Genomic DNA, 24,833 nt, shown 5'->3' on the forward strand with positions numbered 1-24,833 from the left:
TCACCGAACGCGACCGGCCCAGAACAAAGAACAGGCTACGCGTCCCGCGCCCGCAGCCTCGTCCCCACCCACGCCCCCACCAACGCCACCGCCGCCATCGGCAGGAACACCGCCGCGAACGCCCCCGGGTGCGAGCCCGAGGCCCCCACCGCGACGTGCGCCGCGCCCACCGCTCCCCCGCCCAGCGCCGCGAACGCCGCACCGCCCGCCGCCAGCAGCAGGACGTTCGACAGCCCGTCCGCGATCTGCAGCGCCGCCGAGTTCGCACCCGCCTCCTCCGGCGCCGACAGCTTCAGCAGCAGCACGCTCGTCGACGCGAGCACCATGCCCATGCCGAAGCAGCCAACTCCCCACGCGACCCCGACGATCCATACCGGAACCGCTGCGATCAGCACGCTGGTCGCGGTCACGATCGCCACCGCGACCGCGACCATGCCCCCCACCATCAGCCACTGCCGGTACGGCTCGAGACGCGGCCGGGCCTGTACGTACGAGCCCAGCGCCCAGGTCGCCCCGCCGACCGCCAGCGACAGCCCGGCCATCGTCGGCGACAGCCCGCGCTGAGTGACCAGCATCAGCGGTACGAAGGATTCCGCGGCAATGAACGACCCGGCCGCGATACCCCGCAACAGCACGACCGACGGCAGCCCCCGCACCGCCCGGCAGGTCCCGCGCGGCAGCAGCCCGAGAACCGCCGGCACCAGCAGCGCCGTGCCCACCACCGCCGGGATCACCGACAGCCACCTCAGCTCCTGCCCGGCGTACTGCAGCAGCCCCGCCCCCACCGAGATCCCGAGGGCCAGCCGGATCCGCCGCCCGTCGAAGGGCCGCGGCGGCACGGAGGGATCGGCGGGCCCGGACGCCATCCGCCGGATCGCGGGCAGCGCGAGCGCCAGCGGGAAGACGACAAGCGCCGGGATGCCGATGAACACCCAGCGCCAGCCGAGGTGTTCGGTGACGGCCCCGGAGGCGAGCGGGCCCACGACCGAGGGGACCACCCAGCTCGCGGCGAACGCGGCCATGATCGACGGCCGCAGCCGTTCCGAATAGGCGCGGCTGACGACCACGTACAGCGCGACGATCACCAGTCCTCCGCCGAGCCCCTGGACCGCCCGCCCGATGATGAACAGCCACATCGCACTCGCGGTCCCGGACAGCAGCAGCCCCGCGCCGAAGGCCGATATCCCGGTGGCGAGCGGCCGCAGCGGCCCGTCCCGGTCTGCCCACTGCCCCGAGAGCACCATCGCGAAGAGGCTGGTGGTGAAGTACGCGGAGAAGGCGAAGGCGTACAGCGGGATGCCGTGCAGCTCCCGCGCCGCGATGGGCATCGCGGTGCCGACGGCGGTCGCCTCGAAGGCGATCAGCACGACGACGGAGACGATGCCGACGCTGAGCGCGCGATGCGATCCGCCGAGAATGCCGCCCTGGGCGTCGTCCAGGGCTGCGGGGGCTTCGGCTCTGCCGTCGGGGAGCGGCGTGACCTCGGCGTCACGAGGTTCGAGGGCGGTCATGGACCTCAGAGTAAGGGGCATGAAGCGCTATGGACCCTGTCGCTGGACGGGGCTCCGCTCATCCCTTGGTCGTACGACCATGAACGCCGTATGGCAGTCGCATTGCAGCCCGCGCGGGGCCCTTGAGCCGTGCGTCCGCCCCGCCTACGGTCGAGGCATTGGAGTCACACGGCCGTGTGCCCGAGTGGTTGAGGGACTCGCCTGCAAAGCGGGTTACGCCGGTTCGATTCCGGTCACGGCCTCCAAACGCGCAGCTGACCGATCTGCCGAAGGACAAAGGGCGGTCCTTGCTGTCCGTCGGCCGACCGGTGGTCCCTGGCCGGCGGGCGGACGAGGCGACCGCGCGCCCACGCGAAAATCCCAGCCGCCAGGCCGCTGACCAGGACAGATTCAGAAGTCCGGTGAAGCACTAGCCGTTGTGCGGAGAGTAATCAAGGCACGACACGCCAGCAGCCGTGTGAAGGAGCGTCAGCTCGGTCCCCCGGGCGGCTCAACTTCCTTGCCAAGTGGCTCTCGTTTTCAGCTTTTTGATGGACCATCACAAGCGTGATCCTGGGCTTTCGAACACCCGATCGGCCCCTTTTCGTCACCCCTTAGCCATTTCTGAGGTGGCGTCAGGAATAGCGGCGTGAGTATGTTCATTCTGGTCGGCCGCTCAGCTGACATCCCTGAGAGATGGAGAACGGAATGTCTGAGAGAATGAGAAACGGAATGCGTCGGCGTATCGTTGTCGCGATCGCAGCGTCGGTGGGAATTACGGCCCTGGCGGCAACCGGTGTGAACTACGCCTCGGCTTCCAGTTCCGTCCCGAAGTCCGCCCCGTCGATTCAGGATGCCGATTCCTCTGTTCCCCTCGGAGGCGACGTCGGCCAGACGAACTTCGGAGTCGAAGGCCAGGCGAACGGCCCGACGAACGGCCAGAACAACCGCAACTACAGAAACGACGACGATGGCCGGATCCAGGTCAACGAGCGAACGTATTCGGTAGAGACGGGTGTGTGCACCGCTGTGATCAGCAGTCCCGCCATGAGCTTCAACGTCCGAAGCGAGAGTGACAGGACCGTTGAATTCTTCAGGGGGATTACCTGCGACACCGGCGCTCCCATTGCGATTATTGAGCCCCGAGGCTCCAGCAGCGGAATCGAGGGCACGACGGTCCTCGACGGGGCCGTGGTGCCGTTCGCGCTTGTAGGCAGCTTCCGAGCAATCGACAAGCGCCACTGACCCCACACGTACCAAGGGCAGCGACAAGCCTGCCTGTGGCACATGGACCCCGGCCCGCCGCAATCGGGCCGGGTCCGTGCCCTCGAGCAGTGGCCGGCAGTGGATGCGATCCTCCGATATGGGCCGCTCCATCCAGATTTGAAGCGACCGTATCGACGTGCTGGTTCAATACTGAATTCAAGTTCCGCCGAGCCGACGGTGCATATGTCGCGATTCGCGTGCACATTGAGTTCCGATGCGAAACGCTCCCTCAGTGCCGCATTACTGGTCTTGACTGATGACTGCACACGACCCATGCACAATAGATTCACGCACTACCTGTAAGGCTTCAGTATGCCGAGGCAGCCTCTCCCGGAAGGCTCCATGGATTCATCAATAGATATTTCTTGATCCTTGTCCAGCACGACACCCCCCGTACTACGGGCCTCTTCCAGGGGCTGCCCGAGACCTCTGACGTCCTGCGGTCAGTGGTCGGCCGACTTTCTGTGGTTGGTCACACTCGCTGACGCGTCGCCGTACTCGCACTCTGGGCACATATTCCAGAGTCCTCGACTTTCCGCCTCATCCACGGCAGGGAATTCTGAGTTGAACCCGATGGTGCGCCAGCAGCCGAACGAGTCGTGGTCTCAATCGACCCTCCGGCACGGTTTGCCGGTGTCCACTGACATCCGCCAAGCGCGCTGGGCAGGCACGACGACATCACGGAAAACGCCTACGGACGCCCCCGGACCGGGATCTGACAATCCGTAATACGCAGACTGCCATGAGGCTGTCAGGCGGGGGTCGTGACATACGACTGCAGGGCCTTCAGTCCCACCTCGGTGTTGGCCGTGGTGGGACTACTGACGGAGCGTCGGTGGCGAGCAGCGCGGACCGGCTGCAACCGGTTCGGCGACTGAACGGTCCTGTGCTGTGGGACCTCGAACCTGCCCGGCGCCGGGCTGAACGGCGCGGCCTTCGCCTTTGGCCCGTCGGCACCGTCCTCACTCCGGCCTTCGCCACCGCGATCGCCGTAGCGGCCACAGTGTTCTTCGCCGGGTGGGACCCGCTCGGCCTTCAGGGCCCCAAGCCCGAGCGCCGACTCACCTCAAGCACGCTTTCCGACCTGTTGAAACTGTCTTTCGGTGTGGCTGCCGGGGCCGGCGCCCTGGTCGTGGCCTGCCGGCGCCGGCGGGTCGATGAGGACGGCGCCCCGGGCGATTCTCGCTCCCAGCGACGCGGCGCATGGCAGCGAGCGGCGGCAGCGGCCGCGACATAGGGTCCGCCCCGCGGCCTCGCATTGGGTCCGCCCCGCCGACTCGCGCTTCTCGGCCAGTACGGGAAGCTCCCTCGGGCCCGCAGGTTCCGTCCGGTTACCGCCCAAGTGCACTCCCACCTCGGAGGATCCCGCTCGACAGGCACCCCGCTCGGAACGGACTTACCGTCGAGCAGTAGGCGCTGCACCGATGCGGAGCCCTTGCTTCCGCAGCCTGACCCGCATATGCCACACCAAGAGGAGACGATCCGACATGGCCACAGCCTCAGAAACCCCTGTCCTGGACACCCTCGCCGCGATGACGGTCGACTCGGTCGAGCGGTGCGGGCTGGCCCCGGACATGCTCATGCTCACCCGCATTGCGGCCCTCGCGGCCTCGGACGCTCCGCCGATTTCCTACCTCGCCCACATCGACCCCGCCCTCAAGGCCGGCATGACCGCCGACCAGTTGCAGGACGTCCTGGTCGCCATCGCCCCCATCGTGGGCACAGCCCGCGTCATGACGGCAGCCGGCAACATCACCAAGGCACTCGGCGTCGCCATCGCCGTCGCCGAGACCGAGATCGAGGCCCAGGGCTGAGCGCAGAAGCGCTGCCCACCCAAGGCCGGGCTCCTGGGAACGGGACGTCAAGCGGCTGCCGGCGAGTCCCGATGCACGCGGCCTTCCGTATCCGGGGCGGTACGGAAGGCCGGACACGGCCCCCGCCCCCGTGTCACTGCCCGTAGGCGTCCTTCAGCCCCTGGACGTCGATCTTCTTCATCCCGAGCATCGCCTTCATGACCTGCTGGGACTTGACCGGATCGGGGTCGCTCAGCAAGTCGGTCAGCGTCTTGGGGACGATCTGCCACGACAGCCCGAACTTGTCCTTCAGCCAGCCGCACGGCCCTTCCTCCCCGCCGGCGCCGAGCTTCGCCCAGAGCTCGTCCACCTCTTCCTGCGAGGCGCAGTCCACGTAGAGCGAGATGGCTTCGGTGAACCTGAACTGCGGGCCTCCGTTGAGCGCGATGAACTTCTGTCCCGCGAGTTCGAAGGTGACGGTCATCGCTGTTCCCGGCTCACCCGGCCCGGCCTCTCCGTACCGCTGTACGTCGGTCACGCGCGAGTCGTCGAAGATCGACGTGTAGTGCTGGGCGGCCTCCTCGGCCTGGTTGTCGAACCAGAGGAAGGTCGTGATCTTCTGCATGAGGGTTCTCCTTGCCGGTCGGGGGCGACTGCCTCACCGAGGTGGACCGCCAGGGCCGGCGAAACTCATCGCTCGGACCGGACCGGACGAACGAGGGCGCCGCGGTCGCAGGCGTACACACTCTGCGAACGCGGCATCGAGCCGCTGCCTGGCCTCCGCGCGACAGGCCGCGGAATCCGGGGCGGAACCTCTTCCCCCCTCATCACCTGGCACCCGCTTGGCGCCCGCACGCGGGCGCTCCCACCCAACTCCCGGGCACGGATGCTCTTGCCTGCGCCACCCAGCCCCTGCTGGGCGACCTCAGCTCTCGGGCCAGTCGCCGTATCGCGTGAAGGTCTCCGTACCGCTCTTGCCCTTGTACCAGCTGACAGAGACCGAGTCCCCGCCGCCGTACGTGAGATTCCCGGCGCGGTCCTCGGCCTTGACCGGCTTTCCGCCGCGCTCGCAGAGCACCGCGATCCGGTACTTCTTCTCGGGCTCCTCGACCTTCCGGATACCCCGGCACTCCAGTCCGCCGGAGACCAGGATGACCGAGATCTTGTCCGGCTTCTCGGAGTCCACGCTCTCCTTCAGCCCGAGCATGCCCCCGCCGGAGTCGGACCTCCACATACCCGCCATGCCGGTCCCGGTCGGCTCGGCCCCGATGCCGGTCTCTTCCTCGCTCGGGGTCGCGCTGGGCTCGGCTGCCGGCTCCTCGCTCTCCGACGCGTCGGAGGACGGCTTCACGCTGACCTGTGAACTCCCCTTGGCCGAAGGCTTGTCGTCGTCATCGCCGCCCGACGTGGCGAACCAGACGACACCACCGATGACGGCGACCGCCGCGACTGCGGCAACGATGATCAAAGGAGTCCTACGGCCACCGGAGGGGGCGGGCGGAGGGGGCGGACAGTTCCCGTACGGCGAAGGCTGCTGACCGTACGAGCCGTAGGGACCGCCGTACTGCGCGGGCTGGTTCGGCGGATACTGCGGAGCCTGTGGCGGCTGCGCCGGCGGCGGAGGCGGAACCGGTGGCCCCGGCCGCGCATCCTGCGGTCCCGGCTGCCCGTACTGCCCGGGCCAGTCCTGAGGACCCTGATACGGCGGCTGAGTCATCGGTGTGCACCTCGTTCCGCGGGCATGCCACCCGCACGTGGGGGGATCTCGTACGAACCCTGCCGCTTACGGCACGGGCCCGGATGAGTATGGATCACCAACCTCCCTGAGCACCGGCACTTATTCGGGTACTCAGCAGCACCACTCGGGCCGGCCTCCCTTGATTACGTATGCAATTGAGTACGTCTGCCCTCACTGCCGAGCCCGCCCGGGCAGCAAGGTGACCCACAACTCCTTCCGAGCGGAAGGCAACCCGGCCAATCGTCCGTCGGGCCGCTGAGTAAGCTCCTGATGCTGTTGGGGACACCAAGGGGGATTCACACATGGGACGACTGCGCACAGCCCTGCCTCAATGTGCTGCTGCGCATGACCGCTTTCCCGGGATCTGACCGGTGCTCTCCCCATTGGCGCACCACGATCCCTCGGCGATCGGCTCGTACCGCCTGATCGCCCGCCTGGGCAGCGGCGGCATGGGCACCGTGTACCTGGCCCGTTCCGCCGGCGGCCGTACCGTCGCGCTCAAGACCATGCACGCGGGCATCGCATCGGACCCGGCCTCGCGTACCCGATTCCGTCTCGAGACCGACGCGGCTCGCATCATCGGCGGCCACCACGGGGCGACGGTCGTCGACGCCGACCCGCTCGCCGAAACTCCCTGGCTGGCAACGGAATACGTACTCGGTCCGCCCCTCGACGACGCCGTCTCGCTTGCCGGACCGCTCCCTGAACCCTCGGTCCGCGCCCTCGGCGCGGCCCTCGCCGGAGCCCTCGCCCAGCTCCACTCCTCCGACGTCGTGCACCGCGACCTCAAGCCCTCCAACGTCATGGTCACGGCGTACGGCCCGAAAATCATCGACTTCGGCATCGCCCACGCGGCAGGCGACGACCGCCTCACCCGCACCGGAGCAGCCGCGGGCACCCCCGCCTTCATGTCCCCGGAACAGGCAACAGGGCAGGACCACACACCGGCGGGCGACGTCTTCGCCCTCGCGGGCGTCCTCACCTACGCGGCAACGGGCCACGGCCCCTTCGGCTCGGGCCGACCCGCCGACCTGCTCTACCGCGTCCGTTACGCCGACCCCGACCTCACGGGCGTCCCCGAAGCACTGAATCCGATCCTGGCCCAAAGCCTCTCCAAAGACCCCGCCCGGCGCCCCACCACCTCGGACCTCGTCACACAACTCCACGACGGCAAGGGGCAATTCGCCGACCACCTCCCCGACACTCTCCTCGCCGAGATCGCCCGCCGCGCGTCGATGGTCTGGTACTACCAACCGCACCGCCTCCCGGCCCCGGAGGAGTTCGAGACCCCTGCTCCGAGCGGCATGTCCCGCCGCAAGCTGCTCACCATCGGTGGCGGGTCGGCTCTCGGCGTGGCTGCCGCAGGCGTCGGGGCGTGGGCGTGGTTCGACAAGAAGCAGGCAGGCCACGAGGGTTCGGACAGCCGGCCCAAGGCCGGGAACGACGGGCCGCCGGCCGTATGGAGTGCCGAGGTCGCCGACAAGTGGCAGCGCCGGCTCCCCATGCCGGTCGGCAACACGATCGTCACCCTGTCCGACGATGGGCTGCTGGGCCTGGACGCGAAGACCGGCAAGCAGCGCTGGTCCTACTCCGCGCTCGGCGTGGGGCAGCAGATCGCGTCGGACGGCACGGCGATCTACGGCTTCGTACCCGAGGAGACCGAAGGGGAGGGTCTGACACTCAGCGCGTTCTCGGCTGCCGATGGAACCCTCGGACGTCGCATCGGGCACTTCGCCGAATTCAGCGGCTCCGTGCACGATGTGGAACTGCTCACCGCCGCTGACGGCGTCCTCTATCTGATCGCCTGGACCGGGCCCAAGTCCACGGACTTCGCCGACCAGGCCAAGGGCTGGCGCCTGCTCGCCGTCGACATCCGTACCGGGAAGAAGCTCTGGCAGCGGCCCCACGGGATGATCTATCCCGACAACGGCTCGACGGCGGTCAGCGCGAAGGCCGTCGGAAAGTGCCTCGTCACCGCAAGCAACGGAGTGGCTCTCCCGGACTTCAGCGTGAGCGGCACCGACATCCGCACCGGAAAGCGGCTCTGGACGACGGAGATGCCCAGAGTGCGGGGCGACAACTCCTTCCTGATTCCCGGCCAACTCGCTGTGGACCAGCAGCACGTCTACATCAGCAGCGGACAGGTCCACGCGGTCCGGCACTCCGACGGCAAGGTCGCCTGGTCGTTCGGTGAGGGGCGCAATCAGGGCGACGTCGATGAGAACGCGCGCCACTACGGGCCGCCGGCCGTGAAGAACGGCGTCGTGTACGCGGCTGAGGGCAGCCGTGGCCTCGTCGCCCTGAACGCGGCGACGGGAAAGCTGCTGTGGGAGGAGGTGGAGGACCTGACGAAGGAGGAGGATCCGGGGCTCGACGTGCCACCGGTCGTCGGTACGAAGTTCGTGTACGCGCATCTGACCAGCGGCATCAGCGCCGTGGATCTCCGCACCCACAAGTCCGTCTGGTCGTCGCCGAGTTCCGCGATCCGCTTCGCGGTGCACGAGGGAACCAAGACGCTCATCGGCGCCGACAACGCCACCGTGACCGCCCTGCCCTTCGAGTGAGAGAGCCTCACCATGATTCCCCTCAGCACCGGCGATCCCCTGCGCCTCGGCCCGTACCGACTCATCGGCACACTCGGCGAAGGGGGCATGGGGAAGGTCTACTTCGGGCGCGACAACGGCGGCCGCAAGGCGGCGGTCAAGGTGCTGCGGCCCGAGCTCGCGCACGACCAGCAGCTGGCCCAGCGCTTCGTCCGCGAGGCCCGGACCGCGCAGGCCGTCACCAGCGCCGGTGTGGCACGGGTTCTGGGCTCACAGACCGAGGGCGGACGGCCGTGGATCGCGGCCGAGTTCCTCGCCGGGCCCACGCTGGAGGAGGCGGTCACGGCGTACGGGCCACTGGACGAGCCCGGTCTGCGTGCGCTCGCCGCGTCCCTCGCCCGTACTCTCCAGGACATTCATGCGGCGCAGCTGGTCCACCGAGACCTCAAGCCGTCCAACATCGTGCTGACGTCGCGCGGCCCTCGCGTCATCGACTTCGGCATCGCCCGTCCCGAGCACGGACTGACCCTGACCACCACGGGCCAGGTCCCGGTGACCCCTGGCTACGGCGCTCCCGAGCAGGTGCTCGGGCAGCGCGTCGGCCCGGCGGCCGACGTCTTCTCGCTCGGGGCGGTTCTCGCGTACGCGGCCGGGGGGCAACGGGCCTTCAACGGTGCGCATGTGGCCGCGGTGCAGTACGAAGTCGTCCATGGTGAAGCGGACCTGAGCCGGGTGCCGGACCAGCTCCGCCCCCTGATCCTCCCCTGCCTCGCCAAGAACCCGGCGCAGCGGCCCGTACCCACTCAGATCGCCCAGGCGCTCGCACCTCCCAAGGGCGCCGCCAAGGTCTGGCGGCAGGGGCCCTGGGCCGTGGAGATCGCCCGGCGGGAGAGCACGGCCGAGCATCTGGTCTCGTCGTACTCGACAGACGTTTCCGCCCAGCCGACCCGGCGGCGCATGCTCACCGCCCTCGCCGTGGGCGGCACTGTCCTCGCGGCCGGTGCGGGCACGACCGCCTGGTGGCTCAAGGGTGGCCCGGACGGATCGGAGCCGCGACCGGTCGCTGTTCCGCCGGCCGTCGAGAAGCCGTCGGCCGCGGTGCTGGCGGCCACCGAGGCCTTCGCGCCGCTGTGGGGCCCCGTGCGCGGTGCGAGTCAAGAGACCCCGTCCCCCCTGCCCGTACGCGATGTGGTGGTCTTCAACCAGGAGGGCGGTGGGCTGGCCGCCCACCGGGTGACGGACGGAAGCAGGAGGTGGCTCGCCACCGGGGCGGGTGGCTTCGCCGGCTTCCTGTCGGTCGCCGACCGGCTCGTCGTGGCGGCGGACACGGGAGGCGCCTTGCAGGCGTTCATCGCCTCCACCGGGGAAAAAGCCTGGACCGCGTCGGGCGTCACCGTCGAGAAGCTGCTGGCGGCAGACGCCGACACGGTCTACGTAATGACGAAGGAACGGCATGTGAGCGCGGTCAGCGTCGCCACGCGGAAGGCGCTGTGGTCGGTCCCCACACCGGTACGCACCTCGTTCACCGATCCACCGGCGGCGGCCGTCGGCGCGGGACGCCTGGTGCTCTTCGCATCGGACGGCCTGGTGGTCGCACTGGACACGGCCAACGGCCGCAAGGTGTGGGGCCTGCCCGACCAGGGAACGGCGCCCCTGGCACCGGCGATTGTGAAGGACCGGGTCTACTTCGGGGGGCGGACGCTTGCCGCCCACATGCTCGCCGATGGCAAGAAGATCTGGTCAGTGGAGGCGGAGACAAGGGTCGAGGAGACATCCGGCGGCTGGGGTCCTCCGGCGGTCCGCGGGAACGAGGTCTACGCCGTAGACGACAAGCTCTACCGCCGGCGTGCGAGCGATGGAAAGAAGGAATGGATGTTCTTTCTGCGCGGATACGGCGACGACCCGCGGAAGCGGCCCGTCGTGCAGGGCGGCACTGTCTGGATCGTCGAGTCCAGCGGCTACGGGCTGACGGCTGTCAGCGCGCACACCGGCGACGAGCTCTCCCTCTACACCTTCGGCGACAAGGACGCCAAGACGGCGTACGAGGTATCGGGCGACGGCAATCGGCTCTTCGCCGCTCATGCCGGCTCCGTCGTCGCCATGCCCGTACGACCGTGACCCGGATTGCACGTGCAAGGAGCGCCGGAAGGCGACGAGCCGTCGACAGCACCGTGACCGCCCCTGGACGGCCCACCCTCCAGGCCCGCACCGGTACTTGAGTAGGCTCCTGACGTTCATGACACCACGGGGGCTTAGCAGATGGAACGAGCACACACGGAACGGCCGCAGGGGCACAGTCCACGCCAGATCGGCCCGTACCACCTCATCACGCGTCTCGATCCGGCCGGTCCGGGCTTTCCCCCTGTCCCCGAACGCCGCTTCATCGCGCGCAGCGCGGACGGCGACCGTACGGTGCTGGTCAGAACCCCTCTGGATGGCGTCGACCCCGGGCGGTTTCTCGTCGAGGCGGACACGGGTCGCCGGCTGCTCGGCCCGTGGGTCTCCCCGGTCGCCGAACTCTCGCCGCCGTCCGACGCCCCCTGGTACGCGTCCCCGTACCTCCCCTCGCTGCCGCTTCCCGTGGCCCTCGCCGTCCACAGCGGGCCCCTGCCCGAGCGCACAGTGCGAGCCATCGGGACTGCCCTCGCCGAGACACTGGCGGGCGCGCACGCGACGGGCATCACGCACGCGGGCCTGTCGCCCGCAGCCGTACTGCTGGCGGGCGACGGCCCGCGCCTGACCTGCTTCGGCGCCGTACGCGCCGCCGCCCCGGACGGCGAACAGCGCTCCGGCCTCCCCGGCCTGGAGCCCGGCAGCCTCGCCCCGGAACAAGCGTCGGGCGGCCGCCCCCGCCCGCCGGGTGACGTCTACGCACTGGGCGCGGTCCTCGCGTACGCCGCCACCGGCCACACGGTCCCGGACCGCGGCGAACTCCCCGAGTCCCTGCGCTCCTTGATCTCCCGCTGCCTCACCCGTGACCCGGCGGCCCGCCCCACGGCTGCCGAGGTCCTGCACGCGATGCCTCCCCCGTCACCGGCGCCCGCGGCCACGGTTCTCGACTCGAGCACCTCGCTGCTGACGCCCGGCTGGCTGCCGGGTCGCGTGGTGGCGGCAGTGGCCCGCCAGTCCGCCGAGGTCCTCGCCGCTGAGCTCCGCGTCCCGCAGCCCCACGGGGTTTGACCGGTGCTCTCTCCCCTGACACACGACGACCCTGTCCAGCTCGGCTCGTACCGCCTGATCGCCCGCCTGGGCAGCGGCGGCATGGGCACCGTCTACCTGGCCCGCTCGGCCGGCGGCCGTACCGTGGCCCTCAAAACCATGCACGCGGGCATCGCATCGGACCCCGAATTCCGCACCCGCTTCCGCCTGGAAACAGACGCGGCACGGATCATCGGCGGCCATCACGGCGCGGTCGTGGTCGACGCCGACCCGGTGGCGCAAACGCCATGGCTGGCCACCGAGTACGTACTCGGCCCACCACTGGACGACGCCGTCTCGCTTGCCGGACCACTGCCCGAACCGTCGGTCCGGGCGCTGGGCGCCGCCCTTGCCGGGGCCCTCGCCCAGCTCCATGCTTCCGAGGTCGTGCACCGCGACCTCAAGCCCTCCAACGTGATGGTCACGGCGTACGGCCCCAAGATCATCGACTTCGGCATCGCACGGGCCGCGGGCGACGACCGACTCACCCGCACCGGCGCCGCCGCAGGAACCCCCGCCTTCATGTCACCGGAGCAGGCAACCGGCCAGGAACACACCCCGTCGGGAGACGTCTTCGCTCTGGCGGGCGTCCTGGTCTTCGCGGCAACGGGCCACGGCCCCTTCGGCACCGGCCGGCCCGCCGACCTCCTCTACCGCGTCCGCTACGCCGACCCCGACCTCACCGGCGTCCCCGACAGCCTGGTCCCCATCTTCACCCGCTGCCTCTCCAAAGACCCCACCCAGCGCCCCACCACCTCGGAACTGGCGAGACAACTCCACGACGGAAAAGGCCAGTTCGCCGACCACCTCCCGGACACCCTCCTCGCCGAGATCGCCCGACGCGCGACGGAGGTCTGGCGCCACCAGCCGTACCGCATCCCGGCTCCGGCGGAGGACGCTCGGCCTTCGACGACACCGCGCACTCCGCTGTCCCGCCGCAGGTTGCTGACGATCAGCGGAGGGTCGACGCTAGGGGTGGCGGCGGTGGGGACGGGAGTATGGGCATGGGCCGGCTCCGGAAAGCCGACCGAGACAGATCCGCTGAAGCTGACGGGCATCTCCTCCCCCTTCAAGAACAGTCCCGAAGAGCGTCACCTTTGGCAGGTCAAGGTGACCAGCCCTCCGGGCGCTTCGCACCCCGGGGCCGCGTCGACTCCCATAGTCGTCGGTGACCTGGTGGCGCTCGTCGTCAGCAGCGGGCTGGCGGCGGTCGACGCCCGGACCGGAAAGACCGCGTGGACCACCGGCGGCAAGGAATTCAACTGGCAGATCGTCTCCGACGGCGAGGGGATCTACCGCCTGGCCAAGGCCGCGCAGACCGACGGTGAAAGGACCGATGTCCGGCCTCTCGTGGTCGAGACACTCGACCTCACCACTGGCAAGCCGAAGAAAGGGCCTCGGCTGCGTGACTCCAACGGTGCGTTTCCCGAGAACCAATTGGTCTGCGCCGGAGGCGGCGTCGTTCATCTGGCCGCCGCCCAGAGCACGAAGGGACCCCGGTTCCTGGCGGCGGTGGACATGGCGAGCGGCAAAGAGCTGTGGAGGCAACCGCTGCCACCGCTGCCGGCCGGATCCAAGCGGCTGCATTTTCTCGCAGGGCGAAGTGTGGGAGACAGGCTCGTCCTGCTGCAGGAGACCGCCAAGGGCGAGGTGCGTGTGGTTGCGCGCAACGCGCTCACCGGGAAGGTCGTATGGGACAAACCCTGGGCCGGCGTGAAGCCGGACCAGGTGCGTGGACTGCTCGCGACGGACAAGTCTCATGCCTTCCTCGGCCTCGGAGACCTGCGCGCCCTACGACTGAGCGACGGGCGCGAGATATGGAAGGACGAAGCATTTACGAACAGCCCCTACGGACACCCCGCCGTGGCCGGCGGCGTGGTCTACGCCGTGCAGCAGAGGATCAACATCATCGGTCGCGACGCTGAGGGCGGGGGCAGCGCATGGCTGAACAGCGACGGCGGCCTGGAGGAGGACCTGTCCTGCCCTGTCGTCGTCGGGGCGGAGCGCCTCTACTCCAAAGTTCCTCACAGCCTGCGCGTCTACGACCTCAAGTCCAGCAGAAGCGTCGATGAGTACAAGACAACCGGCACTCGTTTCCTCGGCCATGAGCGCGCAAGGGTCGTGATCGCTCTCGGCGGCGGCTTCCTCAGCGCCTTCCCGCTCCAGTGACTCCCACAGAAAGCCATCGCCCCATGCAACCGCTCGGCACCGGTGATCCACTCCGGCTCGGCCCATACCGCCTGCTCGGCGTACTCGGTGAAGGAGGCATGGGCAAGGTCTACTTCGGTCGGGACAGCGCGGGCAAAAGCGCTGCCGTCAAGGTCCTTCGTCCTGAACTCTCGCACGACCAGCAACTGGCCCAACGCTTTGTGCGCGAGGCGCAGATGGCTCAGTCGGTTACCAGCAAGGGCGTGGCCCGGGTGCTCGGCTCCCGGACGGAGGGCGGCCGGCCCTGGATCGCCACCGAGTTCCTGGCAGGGCCCACCCTCGACGAGGCGATTGCCTCCTACGGGCCGATGGACGGTCCGGCTGTACGGGCTCTTGCCGCGTCACTTGCCCGCACTCTCCACGACATCCATGTGTCCGGACTCGTCCACCGTGACCTGAAGCCCTCGAACATCGTCATGACGTCGGCCGGGCCCCGCATCATCGACTTCGGCATCGCCCGGCCCGAGCACGGTCTCACGCTCACCACCACGGGCCAGATCCCGGTCACCCCCGGCTACGGTGCCCCGGAGCAGATCCTCGGACAACGGGTCGGACCGGCGGCCGACGTCTTCTCGCTCGGGGCCGTACTTGTCTTCGCCGCGAGCGGCCGACGCGCCTTCGACGCGAGCCATGTGGCAGCCGTGCAGTACGAAGTCGTGCACGGCGAACCGAACCTGACCCAGGTCCCGGCGGAGCTCCAGCCGTTGATCGGCCCGTGTCTGGCCAAGGATGCAGGTATCCGTCCGGGCCCCAACCAGATCGCCACCGCTTTCGCGCCGCCCAAGGGCGCCGAACGCACCTGGAGGCGTGGTCGGTTGGCGGATGACATCAGGAGTCGTGAATCGGGAGCCAAGCAGTTCACGACGCTGCCGGCGACGGGTGAGGGGATCAGCATCCCGCGCCGTCGGCTGCTGACCTCGCTTGCGGCGGGCGGTACGGTTCTGGCGGCGGGCGGCGGGGCGGGTATCTGGTGGCTGCAGCGCGACGGGAAGTCCGGCCCCAACGCCGGGAAGAAGAAGCCGGCGGGTGCTTTCGACATCCCACCCGCGGTGAAGACGCCGACAGCCGATTTCGCGATCCCTGCATACAAAGAAAGCATCCTCGGTGACAAATACCCCACGCTGAAGCCTCTGTGGGGCCCACTGCCGGTCAACGCCAAAGATTCGCCGTCTCCCCAGCCCGTCCGGGATGTCATCGTCTTCGGTGCGAAGAACGGCGGTCTGGCAGCCCACAACGTGGTGAACGGCAAGTGGCGCTGGTCGGCCCCGGAGGTGGTGGCCTCGGGCGGATACGTCTCCCTTTCCGACCGGTTGATCGCCGCTGTCGGTCCGGGCGGCAAATTGCTGACGCTCGTCCCCTCCACGGGAGAGCGCAAGTGGACGGTCCCGGCAGCACAGGCCCGTTGCGTGCTCGCCGCTGATGACGACATGGTGTACATGGTCACCACGGACGACCAGCTCCGCGCGATCGGTCGCTCCGACGCCACGATCCGCTGGACGGTCCCGGCTCCGGCTGACAATCTCACGCACAGCAACACCGGAGCGGTCGCCGCTCAAGGACGGCTCATCTTCAGCGCCCCGGGCGGCGTCGTTTTCGCTGTCGACACGAGCAATGGACGGAAGGCCTGGCAGTTCGACTCCGGGTCCGAGATCAGTCTGACGCCCGCCGTGCAAGGCAGCACCGTCTACCTCGGTGGCAAAAATCTGACAGCGCGGCGCATCTCCGACGGCAAGGAACTCTGGCGGACGAAGCCCCACAAGGACTACGAAGGCAACCGTGAATCGTGGTCAGCACCGCGTACGGACGGCAGGTCGGTATTCGCCATGAGGGGCAGATGGGCCCAGCGCATCAACCTGGCGGACAAAAGCTTGCTCTGGGAACGCGGTTCGATCGCCGACTTCAGGAGTCCTGTCCTGAGGCAGGGCAGCTACGCCTGGATCATCGACGATTTGCCATCAGTGATGGCTGTGGATCTCGCCAGCGGATGGACCAGGATGCACTACACCCCGGAGAACCTTTCCCCGCCCCTCGGCTTCAAGGCGGACGGCAACCGTCTCTTCGTGCTGACCGAGGAGTACCTGCTGGCGCTGCCGGTGATATGAGCCCTGCCCCGGTCTTTCTCGCCTCAGATCAGCCTCCAGCACGACGTCGGCCAACTCCGCCCTGAGAAACAAACCCACCGAAGTCGGCCTACGTGACGGGCCCGAACACGAGCCGCGGGACCTTGGTGTTCTTGGAGTCGCGGACGTGGATCGTGTCGGCGGTTGTGGTGGCGATCTCGACGCAGTCAGGGCCGTCGTCCGTGCTGACGCCGTTGCCCTTCAGGGTGGATGCGCCTGGCCACGGTGAGTGACGCGAACGAGAATTCACCCAACCCACGACCACCGTCCGCCACTTCGCGATCCTGCTGCCCTCCCCCCGCAGAGGCACACGCCTCGTCGGACGTCTGACGTCGCCGCCCTGCATGGCCACACATCGGCAGCACCTTCCGCCTCCGTCCACTCTTTGCCGATCGCCAGCGGACCCACCCGGACCCCGCATCCTCCAGATCGGCCTGGGCAGAAAACCATGTCATCGTCCCCGCTTCGCCGGATCCCGGTTTCCACGACGCGGTGCACCACGGCGTGGCGGCGCTCGCCATAGAGAAGTAAAGAATCCTGGGAGAAAACCCTCCCCACCACCCCCAGCCCCCGTCACTCACACGAGTGATCTACTCCAACTTGGCTGGCGCATATGCCATTTCGCGGTGCAGGCTCAGCCTCAACAACCCCATACATGCAACGGCCCCCGGCCGGGACGGCAATCCCGATCGAGGGCCTGACCACGCAGGAAGTCGACACCTTCCCCATGGCTGAACAGCAGCTTAACGCGCCCCCATGCGCCTCGTCCCTAGTTCCCACGTCCGGTATCCGGCACATCAACCGCCGCCACCCGGACCGTTTCACCGTGGTCGGAAACCACCTCACCCAGCACCGCGAACTGTCCTTGACGGCCATCGGCCTGGCCGCGCACATTCAATCGCTGCCCACAGGCGCGAAGGTCTCGATCAAGGCCCTCGCCGAACGCTTCCCTGAGGGCGAGGTCCGCATCGCCGCCGCTCTGCGCGAGCTGGAAGCCCACGGCTACCTCGCCCGCACGCGCGAACGCCTGCCGTCGGGCCGCGTGATCACCCGTACCGTCTCGTACAACAAACCCGCTGCCGTAGAAGCAGGTTCACCCCCGCTGCCGCCGAAAGCTCCGCAGCCTGCGCGCCCGGCCGCGGTCTTACCACTACCGGCGCCGGCCGCCACGGCCGCCTACGACCTCCTCGCATCCCTCCGCCGCGACGACCCGCGACTGCTCCTCGCCGAACGCGACGTACGCCGCCTCTCCCCGGCCGTCGACACCTGGCTGGAGCGCGGAATCGCCCCGGAGGCCGTACGCCGCACCTTGACCGCCGCGCTCCCCACAGGCCCGATCCATCACGCGGCGGCGCTGCTCGCCCACCGCCTGACCGCGATGCTTCCGCCACCGTTCCCGGCGACGCCACAACAAGAGCGCCCGGACCCCCTCCAGAACTGCGACCGCTGCGACCGTGCCTTCCGCGCTCCAGAGCCGGGCCGGTGCGGGAACTGCAGCCCACCGGCAATGCCGTCCCCCTGAGCCGGCTCAGGCCACGGGTTTGGGCACCCCACTCACCAGCTTGGTGTCGTTCTGACAACCAAGATCGGTGGCGACCTTGCGCGCGGCGGCGTTTGCCACGGTGATCTGGTTCGCCCTGATCTTCTTCTGCGAGGTTTCGTCCCCGCCGGTCCGTTCGAGCTCCGCGGCGATGAGGATCTCGTGTGCAGGCGCCTTCATACGGCACTTGAAGTAGACGGGCGCGAAAGCGTCGGACGAAGAAGCCAATTCACCGGTGGAGAAGAACGTGGCGACCGCTTCGTCCTCGGCGTCCCGGCTCGGGAGAGCCAAAGCCTCGCGGAACTCGATACGAAGACCTGTCTCCCCACCCTTGGCCGGCCGCAGCGAGCAGTAAGAAATGCCTTGCGCGCGCTGCTTCCCGCTTTGTTCCGTGCGGGAAGCCTCGCGGAGGGTATCGAGCACCTTGTCCGGTTCGGAAAGGTCACTGGTGAAATTCCCGTCACCCGCGATCGCCTTGAGCGCGGCGGAAGCCGGGGTGTCCTTCGCGAAGGCCCCGCAGACCTCGTCGGCCGGCTTGCCCTTCGCTTCGTCACCGCCGTCACTGTTCGACGTACAGCCCGCCGTCACCGCCATGACGACGACGGCAGGCACCATGACCATTCTCAGCTTGGTTCGCATGTCACTTCTTCGACCCGAAAGGGATAGGGCACCAAGTCGCCTCCTGCCGGCCCACAGGACACGACGCTCTCCAAAGCGCATACGCCAGCAAGGTCACCGCATCAGATCTGCGGTCGGCAAGTCCGGAGTGGTCCGCCCACGAGTGGCTCTGGGGGCATCCGGTGAGGGTGACTTGAGGCGGCGGTCAGGCGCGGCAGCGGATACTCGCCGGTGGTCCCTGGTCCCAGAGCGTTGCCGCTACCACATGGACTTCACGCGCTCGGCGAGGCTCCCGAGACCGGTGTGTTGGCGGACCAGAAATCCGAGTGGACATTGGGCGCTGGAAGTTCCCGCCCGCTGTAGTCCGGACCGTTCGACTTGGAGGTAGGGTCCGATACCTCGGACTTCTCCACACAAGGAGTAGTCACTTCGAAGTGAGCCTGCCCCTTCCAGCCGAACTTCACGCTGACCTGGAATCCATCCGGAGTCATGTAATACGCCGCCTGCTTGTCCTGACTCGTCGCCCGGAACTTGAACCCCTCGCTCTTCCAGTAGCGCTCGACCAAACCGAGGAAGCCGCCTCTGCGCTCGGCAGAGACGATCGTCATGACAGAGCGCTTACGGTCAGTGGTGCAATCGCCCGGCATGCTGTCCCGATGGGTCCATTCCACGGGGGGCTTGATCACCGCGAAGGTGCCGTCGAGGATTGCATCTGCGCGCTCTGCAGCCTCTTGCATATTCATCTTCTGCGTACGCTCCTCGTCGCCCTGCCCTTGCTGCGAACCGCCGGTCGTGCCACATCCGGCCAGGATCAAAATCAACACCGCAACAGCAGCAATTCGTGCCTTCATCGTCGCGCCTCCGGAATCATCTTGCCAGGGTTACCGGCGACGATCGCGGCGATGTTGTCAGATGAAATCTGATCCTTCTCGGGATTGAAGTAGTTCGAGTGCGCCTCGGCACCCACTTTGCTGTCCCAGACCTTCGGGAACTCTACGTCAACCACCTCGGGGCCAGGCTCAGTCCGGAACCTATTCGCACCGAACGCCTCGCTCGCGGGATCTTTTCCGAAATAGAGGTCGTCGCCCCCGGGGTCGGCCACATCCGATGCTCCCCAGCCGAGCAGGCCGCCGGCCACCGCACCTCCGACCACGCCCACTGGGCCCAGGGGCGAGCCAGCAACTGCCCCGGTTCCCGCACCCCCCAGGATCATTCCGGCCTCCGGCTTGGACGGGAGCTTCGTGACCGGGTCGTTGTCCGCGGCGCCGACGAAAACGTGCTGCTTGCCCACACCCAGGTCCTCAGCCCGGTCCACCCCGACGCCCGGGCTGCCCACCAGGATGATGTCGTCAGCGCCGGGAATGCCTCCGGGTTGCTGCGTGGCCTGCCCGACCGTCAGCGAGCCGTATGAGTGGCCGATCGCCGTGACGTGCGGGTCGGCGTTGTCGTTCGTGGCCAGCAGTCCGCTCATGAAGCTGTTGTAGGCGGGGGCACCTCGCTTCGCGTCGCCGTCGCTCATGACGTCAACATCCTGCGGAGCGTCATAACCCAGCCAGACGATCGAAGCGCTGGACGGATCGAGCTCCCGGGCACCCGAGGCGGTATCGAAGGCGCGCTTCATGGTTCCGGTCGCGAATTCACCATTGAGTTTCGTGCCCAGTCCTGGGACGTACGCCGAGACATTCCTGGAGGTATCGGGATTGCCGTATGCGACGATCGCACGCCCGTTGCCCTGGTCGCCGATGCCCAGCAGAAACATCGGGGGCTGGGAAGGGCCCGAAATCAGCTGTTGCTGGATGCCCTGGAGACCGGCCAGCTTAGTCTGGGACGCCTCGTCGCCCTGTTCACTGAGCTTGCCCATGAGCTGCGGCAGGTAGGCGCGATTGGCCTCGTCACGCGCCACGGACGGAATCCCATCCAGATTTCCGACTGTGTCCGGGTAGACCGCCAAGTACGCGACCCGCTGTTCCTCGGTGAGCCCGTCCCACCACGCCTTGCGCTCCGCCGGGGACTTACCCGTCGGGATTTCGTCCTTCAGGACGTCGTCCGCCGCCCCGTGGACGGCCTTCGCATCACCGCTGACATCGGCCCAGGTGTTCTCGGTGACCTCGAGGCCTTGTTCCGCCTTGAGCCTCCGCACGGCCGCAGCGTATTCGGCGTCCACGTCGCCCGCCTCGCTGAGAGCACTCGCGATCTCGTCGGCGATGTCCTGCGCAATCGCGGCGTTCGGGTTGGGGTTCATCAACGCGATGGGTGCCTTGATCGCCCGCCCGAAGAACCCATCGGCGCCTGTGGCCGTGTCGCCCTGAGGCTGCTGGCCGTTGATCTCCTCCCCCGCCGCCGGGTAGCTCACCGAACCGTCGTCATGCACTGTAAATTTGTAGTGGTCGGCTTTACCCAACGCAGTGAGAAGACGGCGCTGGGGGGCGGCCAATTCCTGAGCCAGACCGCTGAGCGACGCCTGGAGCAGTCCGCATTCGGTGTGGATGTACTGAAAGTTACGGCTGAGCCGACCCAGGCGATACGTGGCGAACATGGCCGCCATGCCCTTCTGAGTGTCCGTCAGCTTAGCTACTATTTCGCTGTCGACTCTTTTTCGAGACGTGTACGCACGGTTGCTGACATCGGCCCAGCCCGCGGCTGCTTCGACGAGCTCCGACAGCTTCATATCCTTCAGCTCTTGCAAGGACACCATGGTCGTCACCGCCCGCCCTTGTCCCGGCCCTCAGCGGGCACCACCTGGGTGAACTTCCCTGCCGTATACGTCTCGAACTCTCCCTGGTCCTTGGCCACCAGACGCAGCGGCGCCTCCAGGTTTCCGCATTCCTCCCGAACTGTCTTCAGCCGTTGTTGCCAGGAATAGAGGACAGCGCTGAGCGCCGCAGTAGTCTCCAAGCCCTCGGCGCCGGAGGAGACTCCGCCATGCGCGGTCTCAAGCTTGGTCATGCCGGAGTTGGTATCCGCCTTCAACTCACCGACTACCGTCGCTCCATGCGTCCACGGGCCCTCGCTGTGCTGAAGTCCGTCGCCACCCGCACCACCGCCCCCGCCGCCGGCCGGGCCTGCCGCGGCCAGCATCATGGAGTCATCCGCAGAGCCGGATCCCGCTGGCTGACCGCCCCCCGCCTGTTGCGCTTCCAGCTCGATCAGATGCTGCAAGCTTTGCGGTTGCGTCTCGCTCGCCACGACTGTCTCCCCCGTCTCGTCACGTTCATCCACCCCTGCTGTCGCGCGTGAAAACGCTACCGGAGGCGGCACCACCATGCACAAGTGCAACGTGGAATCTCGGGCCACTCATAGTCGTCGGCCGTACCATGCGACAGCCCAAGCCGCAAGAGCGGCCGGGCTCAGGGGAGATGCCAATGTCACCCAGACTGACCGGGTCCTGGCGGGCCACCGTACGGGGAGTTGGCGTTGGGAGCGCCACCCTGCGGCGGGCCGTAAGTCGGGGGAAGCTGCGGCTGATACGGGTACGGAGCAGGGGCTGCCGCGGGCGGCACAGGCGCAAGTGCCGTGCTGCGACGGCGGGACCGGACGAGCGGGACGGCTACTGCGGCGCCGATGAGGGCGGCCGCGCCAACACCGAGGCCGATCCAGAGACCGGTGTTGCTGCCGTCGCTGGACGCGGGCACCGCAGTGACGGGCTGCTTCTTGTCGGACTCGGTGCCGCCGGCGGACTTGGAGGCGTCCGGGGACGGCGACTTGGGGGCAGCAGCGGCGAGGTCCGGGAGAGGGTACTCGTCGGCCGGCCCGGGGTCACCGGGGGTCTTCAGCGCGATGCGGGGCCGCACGGCTCCATAACCCCCGGCATCGGTACGCGCTTTGCCGCTCTTTGCCTTGCCGGCCGTGTTGATCATGACGCGGAGGACCTGGTTATTTGTCCATTGCGGGTATTTGGACCAGATCAGGGCGGCAGAGGCAGAGGTGAGAGCGGTGGCGTCGCTGGTTCCGTGACTCTTGCAGATCTGCGTCCCTCCAGCGCACGCGGCGAAGATGTCTTCACCGGGTGCCACAAGGTCCACCTGCGGTCCTCGCTCCGATTCCTCCGTTGTCCGGCCATTCCTATCGTACGCGGCTACTCCGACGACGCCCGGGACCGCCGCCGGGTACATGACCCGGTTCCCCTTTTCGCCGTCGTTACCCACGCCTGCAAATACCAACGATCCCTTACGCAGAGCATACTTCACTGCCGCCGCGACATCATTGGAAGGCTCTTCCGTGGCCATCGAAATATTGATGACTCTCGCGCCGGAGTCCGCGGCGTGTCGAATCCCCTTACTGAGCGATCCATTCCACAACTCGGGGTTCCATGCCAGCTTCGTTCCTTCGTTCACCTTGGGCATCCTGATCGGAAGGATCTTGGCTCCAGGAGCAAGGCCGAATGAGCCCTTCCCTCCTGGCCGTTTCCCAGTTCCTGCGATCATGGCGGCCATTCCCGAGCCATGCCCCTCAAAGTCCGAATTCTCGTCACCCGGCTGCTTCGAGAGGTCAAGTCCTGGAAGTACCTGCCCCTGCAGATCAGGCAGGCGATCGTCGACACCTGAGTCGATGACGGCGACGGTGACGCCCTTGCCTGTGCTGGTTCGCCACATCTCGTCAGCATGCATCGTGTCCAGATGCCACTGCTGATCGCGGATTGTCTCCGCATGGGCAGGAGTTGCGGCGATGCCCACCAGCAGCATGCCCAAGGCAGCGGTTACTGCGCGGCCATACTTCGCTACTGGACGGCTGCTGGTGTGCATCAGTTCCCTCTCCCGGTGTTGCACGGGTTAGTCAATAACCGGCGGCACAACGCGGCGGCCGCCCTGCTGCCAGGTTTCTTCGTCTTCCGACAGGTAGTCCGGCCGCTCGCCGTTCTGTTCATCACGGCGAGAGTTGGCACCGTGCGTCCCAGGAGGGATCGCTCCGGCTCGGCCTGCCTGCCCGGGGTGCGACGCGCCACCGCTGGAGGCGTTCGGATTGGCACCCCGCACCAGGCCGGAGCCACCCGGCGTGAAAGGCCGCGCGCTGTTCTGCCCGGGCTTCTGCTGTCGTCCTCCGACAACGCCACCCGCCTCGGACGCCAGCCGACGCCCACCTGAGACACCGCTCTGGCCGGCACCTCCCGTGGGGCCACCGCCATGCATACCCGGCGTGCCCCCGCGGCCCATGGGCCCGCGAGCGGTGGTGTTTTCATTGCCGATCACCGTGCCACGGGGAATCCCTCCGGTGGGGCGACCCGTGTTCGGCGTGACAGGACGGCCGCCAACGATGCCTTCACGCGGCATACGCGAGTTGATCCCTGCCTGTCCGGGCGGCACGAGGCCCCGAGCGCCGGGGAAAGCTCTCCCGGCTGCAGGGGTGCTGGGCATGGCTGTATTTTTGCCACCGAACGTGGACGGGATGATGCCTGGCGGCACGATGCCCGGCCCCTCGGGCCTACCGGCCGACGGAACAAGGCCCGGCGTAATCGACGGCGTCGTCGAGGTCGGGGGAGGCAAGGTCGCCACGCTGTCGATCCCCATGTCGACGGGACGATCCGGCACGGCGGTATGAGGCGAGACGGTAACCGGAGGGATGTTCGTCTTTGCTGACGCCTCATTGGGGGGAGAGGCGGATCGCTCCGACTGTGAGTACGAATGAGCAGACGATCGCTGTCTGTCTGCGGTCCCAGAGCCGCCAACTTGCTGTGAGGAGTCGACGTACTTCCTCGGCGGCGGCACGAACTGCCCCGGCGGCGGCGGGAATTCCGGCGGCTGCAGACTCATGATCTGCTCCCCGGAGTGGGTGTACGTCTGTGCCAGCCTCCGCATCTGGTCGGCCGCCTCCAGGCGCCGCTTTTCCATCCCTGCCTGGGCAGTTGCCAGCTGCGTGCTGTAAGTAGACGTGTCATCCGGGCTATGCGCCTTGCGGGCAGCCGCCAGATTCTCTTTGGCTTCGCTGGCCTGCGTCTCCAGAGAGCCGTCTTTCTTCGGGATCGCGCTGTGAGCAGTGGCAATGGCCGCGGCAACGTCCTGCAGCCACGACGAAGCCTCCTTGCTGTACTTGCCTAGCTCCAACGTGGCCATGGCTGCCTCGTGGCCCCAGTCCCGGAAGGCCTTGCCCCCCTCGCCTTCCCATACGACGCGCGTCATATGGCTCTTGAGGCCTTCGCCGACCTCCGTGATCTTGGAAGCGGCCTTGGACAACTTCTTCGCAAGCTCCGCTGCCGACTCGGCCTTCGTTCCTTCGATCATGGCCAGCAGCTCGTCGTGCGTCTTGGAGTGGAAGTCCGTCTCCTGGAGCGCCGGCGCCTTGCGTCCTGTCTGCGCATCGTCAGCCATGGTGAACCACCATTCCC

General features: G+C 67.8%; 18 protein-coding genes and 1 tRNA gene. 9 read left to right on the forward strand and 10 right to left on the reverse strand.

Annotation, left to right across the window (positions count from 1 at the left end; translation table 11 throughout):
- Positions 1 to 35: 35 nt before the first annotated feature.
- Positions 36 to 1,511 (reverse strand): MFS transporter, encoded by a 1,476-nt coding sequence (locus ACWDZ6_RS21900; RefSeq protein ID WP_451504187.1) that lies wholly within the window; start codon positions 1,509 to 1,511, stop codon positions 36 to 38.
- A gap of 170 nt (positions 1,512 to 1,681) precedes the next feature.
- Between ACWDZ6_RS21900 and ACWDZ6_RS21905 the strand changes: the two genes are divergently transcribed.
- The 3 genes from ACWDZ6_RS21905 to ACWDZ6_RS21915 all read left to right on the forward strand — a co-directional run bounded on the left by ACWDZ6_RS21905 (position 1,682) and on the right by ACWDZ6_RS21915 (position 4,570).
- Positions 1,682 to 1,756, forward strand: a tRNA-Cys gene (locus ACWDZ6_RS21905).
- A 442-nt stretch (positions 1,757 to 2,198) separates the two neighbouring features.
- Positions 2,199 to 2,735 carry a hypothetical protein gene (locus ACWDZ6_RS21910; RefSeq protein ID WP_451504188.1) on the forward strand — a complete coding sequence of 179 codons (537 nt, stop codon included), beginning with the start codon at positions 2,199 to 2,201 and terminating at the stop codon, positions 2,733 to 2,735.
- 1,508 nt (positions 2,736 to 4,243) lie between these two features.
- Entirely contained in the window at positions 4,244 to 4,570 is a 327-nt protein-coding gene (locus tag ACWDZ6_RS21915) for a carboxymuconolactone decarboxylase family protein (RefSeq protein WP_351447482.1), read from the forward strand.
- A 133-nt stretch (positions 4,571 to 4,703) separates the two neighbouring features.
- Here the strand turns inward: ACWDZ6_RS21915 and ACWDZ6_RS21920 are convergent, their stop codons facing one another.
- A complete protein-coding gene (locus tag ACWDZ6_RS21920; protein WP_451504189.1) occupies positions 4,704 to 5,174 on the reverse strand; it encodes a VOC family protein in 471 nt (156 codons plus the stop codon).
- Between the two features lie 300 nt (positions 5,175 to 5,474).
- Positions 5,475 to 6,017, reverse strand: coding sequence for a hypothetical protein (locus ACWDZ6_RS21925; protein WP_451504190.1), 543 nt, complete (start codon positions 6,015 to 6,017; stop codon positions 5,475 to 5,477).
- Positions 6,018 to 6,658: 641 nt separating this feature from the next.
- Here ACWDZ6_RS21925 and ACWDZ6_RS21930 point away from each other — a divergent pair.
- The 5 genes from ACWDZ6_RS21930 (at position 6,659) to ACWDZ6_RS21950 (ending at position 16,338) form a co-directional block, all read left to right on the forward strand.
- On the forward strand, positions 6,659 to 8,851 hold the full coding sequence (locus tag ACWDZ6_RS21930; RefSeq protein ID WP_451504191.1) for a serine/threonine-protein kinase: 2,193 nt from the start codon (positions 6,659 to 6,661) through the stop codon (positions 8,849 to 8,851).
- Between the two features lie 12 nt (positions 8,852 to 8,863).
- Positions 8,864 to 10,948 (forward strand): serine/threonine-protein kinase, encoded by a 2,085-nt coding sequence (locus ACWDZ6_RS21935; RefSeq protein WP_451504192.1) that lies wholly within the window; start codon positions 8,864 to 8,866, stop codon positions 10,946 to 10,948.
- Positions 10,949 to 11,089: 141 nt separating this feature from the next.
- Positions 11,090 to 12,010, forward strand: a complete 921-nt coding sequence (locus ACWDZ6_RS21940) for a serine/threonine protein kinase (protein WP_451504193.1) — start codon at positions 11,090 to 11,092, stop codon at positions 12,008 to 12,010.
- A gap of 3 nt (positions 12,011 to 12,013) precedes the next feature.
- A complete protein-coding gene (locus ACWDZ6_RS21945) occupies positions 12,014 to 14,197 on the forward strand; it encodes a protein kinase domain-containing protein (RefSeq protein ID WP_451504194.1) in 2,184 nt (727 codons plus the stop codon).
- A gap of 23 nt (positions 14,198 to 14,220) precedes the next feature.
- Entirely contained in the window at positions 14,221 to 16,338 is a 2,118-nt protein-coding gene (locus ACWDZ6_RS21950) for a protein kinase domain-containing protein (RefSeq protein ID WP_451504195.1), read from the forward strand.
- A gap of 88 nt (positions 16,339 to 16,426) precedes the next feature.
- Here ACWDZ6_RS21950 and ACWDZ6_RS21955 read toward each other — a convergent pair whose 3' ends face one another.
- A complete protein-coding gene (locus ACWDZ6_RS21955) occupies positions 16,427 to 16,606 on the reverse strand; it encodes a DUF397 domain-containing protein (RefSeq protein WP_451504196.1) in 180 nt (59 codons plus the stop codon).
- A gap of 477 nt (positions 16,607 to 17,083) precedes the next feature.
- Here ACWDZ6_RS21955 and ACWDZ6_RS21960 point away from each other — a divergent pair, with 477 nt between their 5' ends.
- Positions 17,084 to 17,878 carry a helix-turn-helix domain-containing protein gene (locus ACWDZ6_RS21960; RefSeq protein ID WP_451504197.1) on the forward strand — a complete coding sequence of 265 codons (795 nt, stop codon included), beginning with the start codon at positions 17,084 to 17,086 and terminating at the stop codon, positions 17,876 to 17,878.
- 6 nt (positions 17,879 to 17,884) lie between these two features.
- On the opposite strand, the gene ACWDZ6_RS21965 is transcribed toward ACWDZ6_RS21960, so the two are convergent.
- The 6 genes from ACWDZ6_RS21965 to ACWDZ6_RS21990 form a co-directional block, all read right to left on the reverse strand.
- On the reverse strand, positions 17,885 to 18,535 hold the full coding sequence (locus ACWDZ6_RS21965; RefSeq protein WP_451504198.1) for a hypothetical protein: 651 nt from the start codon (positions 18,533 to 18,535) through the stop codon (positions 17,885 to 17,887).
- Between the two features lie 251 nt (positions 18,536 to 18,786).
- A complete protein-coding gene (locus ACWDZ6_RS21970) occupies positions 18,787 to 19,365 on the reverse strand; it encodes a hypothetical protein (protein ID WP_451504199.1) in 579 nt (192 codons plus the stop codon).
- Positions 19,362 to 21,209 carry an alpha/beta hydrolase gene (locus ACWDZ6_RS21975; protein WP_451504247.1) on the reverse strand — a complete coding sequence of 616 codons (1,848 nt, stop codon included), beginning with the start codon at positions 21,207 to 21,209 and terminating at the stop codon, positions 19,362 to 19,364. Before ACWDZ6_RS21975 ends, ACWDZ6_RS21970 begins: the two co-directional genes overlap by 4 nt.
- Positions 21,210 to 21,214: 5 nt before the next feature.
- Positions 21,215 to 21,700, reverse strand: coding sequence for a hypothetical protein (locus ACWDZ6_RS21980; RefSeq protein WP_451504200.1), 486 nt, complete (start codon positions 21,698 to 21,700; stop codon positions 21,215 to 21,217).
- Positions 21,701 to 21,879: 179 nt separating this feature from the next.
- Positions 21,880 to 23,256 carry a type VII secretion-associated serine protease mycosin gene (mycP, locus tag ACWDZ6_RS21985; RefSeq protein WP_451504201.1) on the reverse strand — a complete coding sequence of 459 codons (1,377 nt, stop codon included), beginning with the start codon at positions 23,254 to 23,256 and terminating at the stop codon, positions 21,880 to 21,882.
- A 27-nt stretch (positions 23,257 to 23,283) separates the two neighbouring features.
- Positions 23,284 to 24,816, reverse strand: coding sequence for a WXG100 family type VII secretion target (locus tag ACWDZ6_RS21990; RefSeq protein ID WP_451504202.1), 1,533 nt, complete (start codon positions 24,814 to 24,816; stop codon positions 23,284 to 23,286).
- Positions 24,817 to 24,833: the final 17 nt, after the last annotated feature.

Source organism: Streptomyces sp. NPDC002926, from assembly GCF_053591755.1.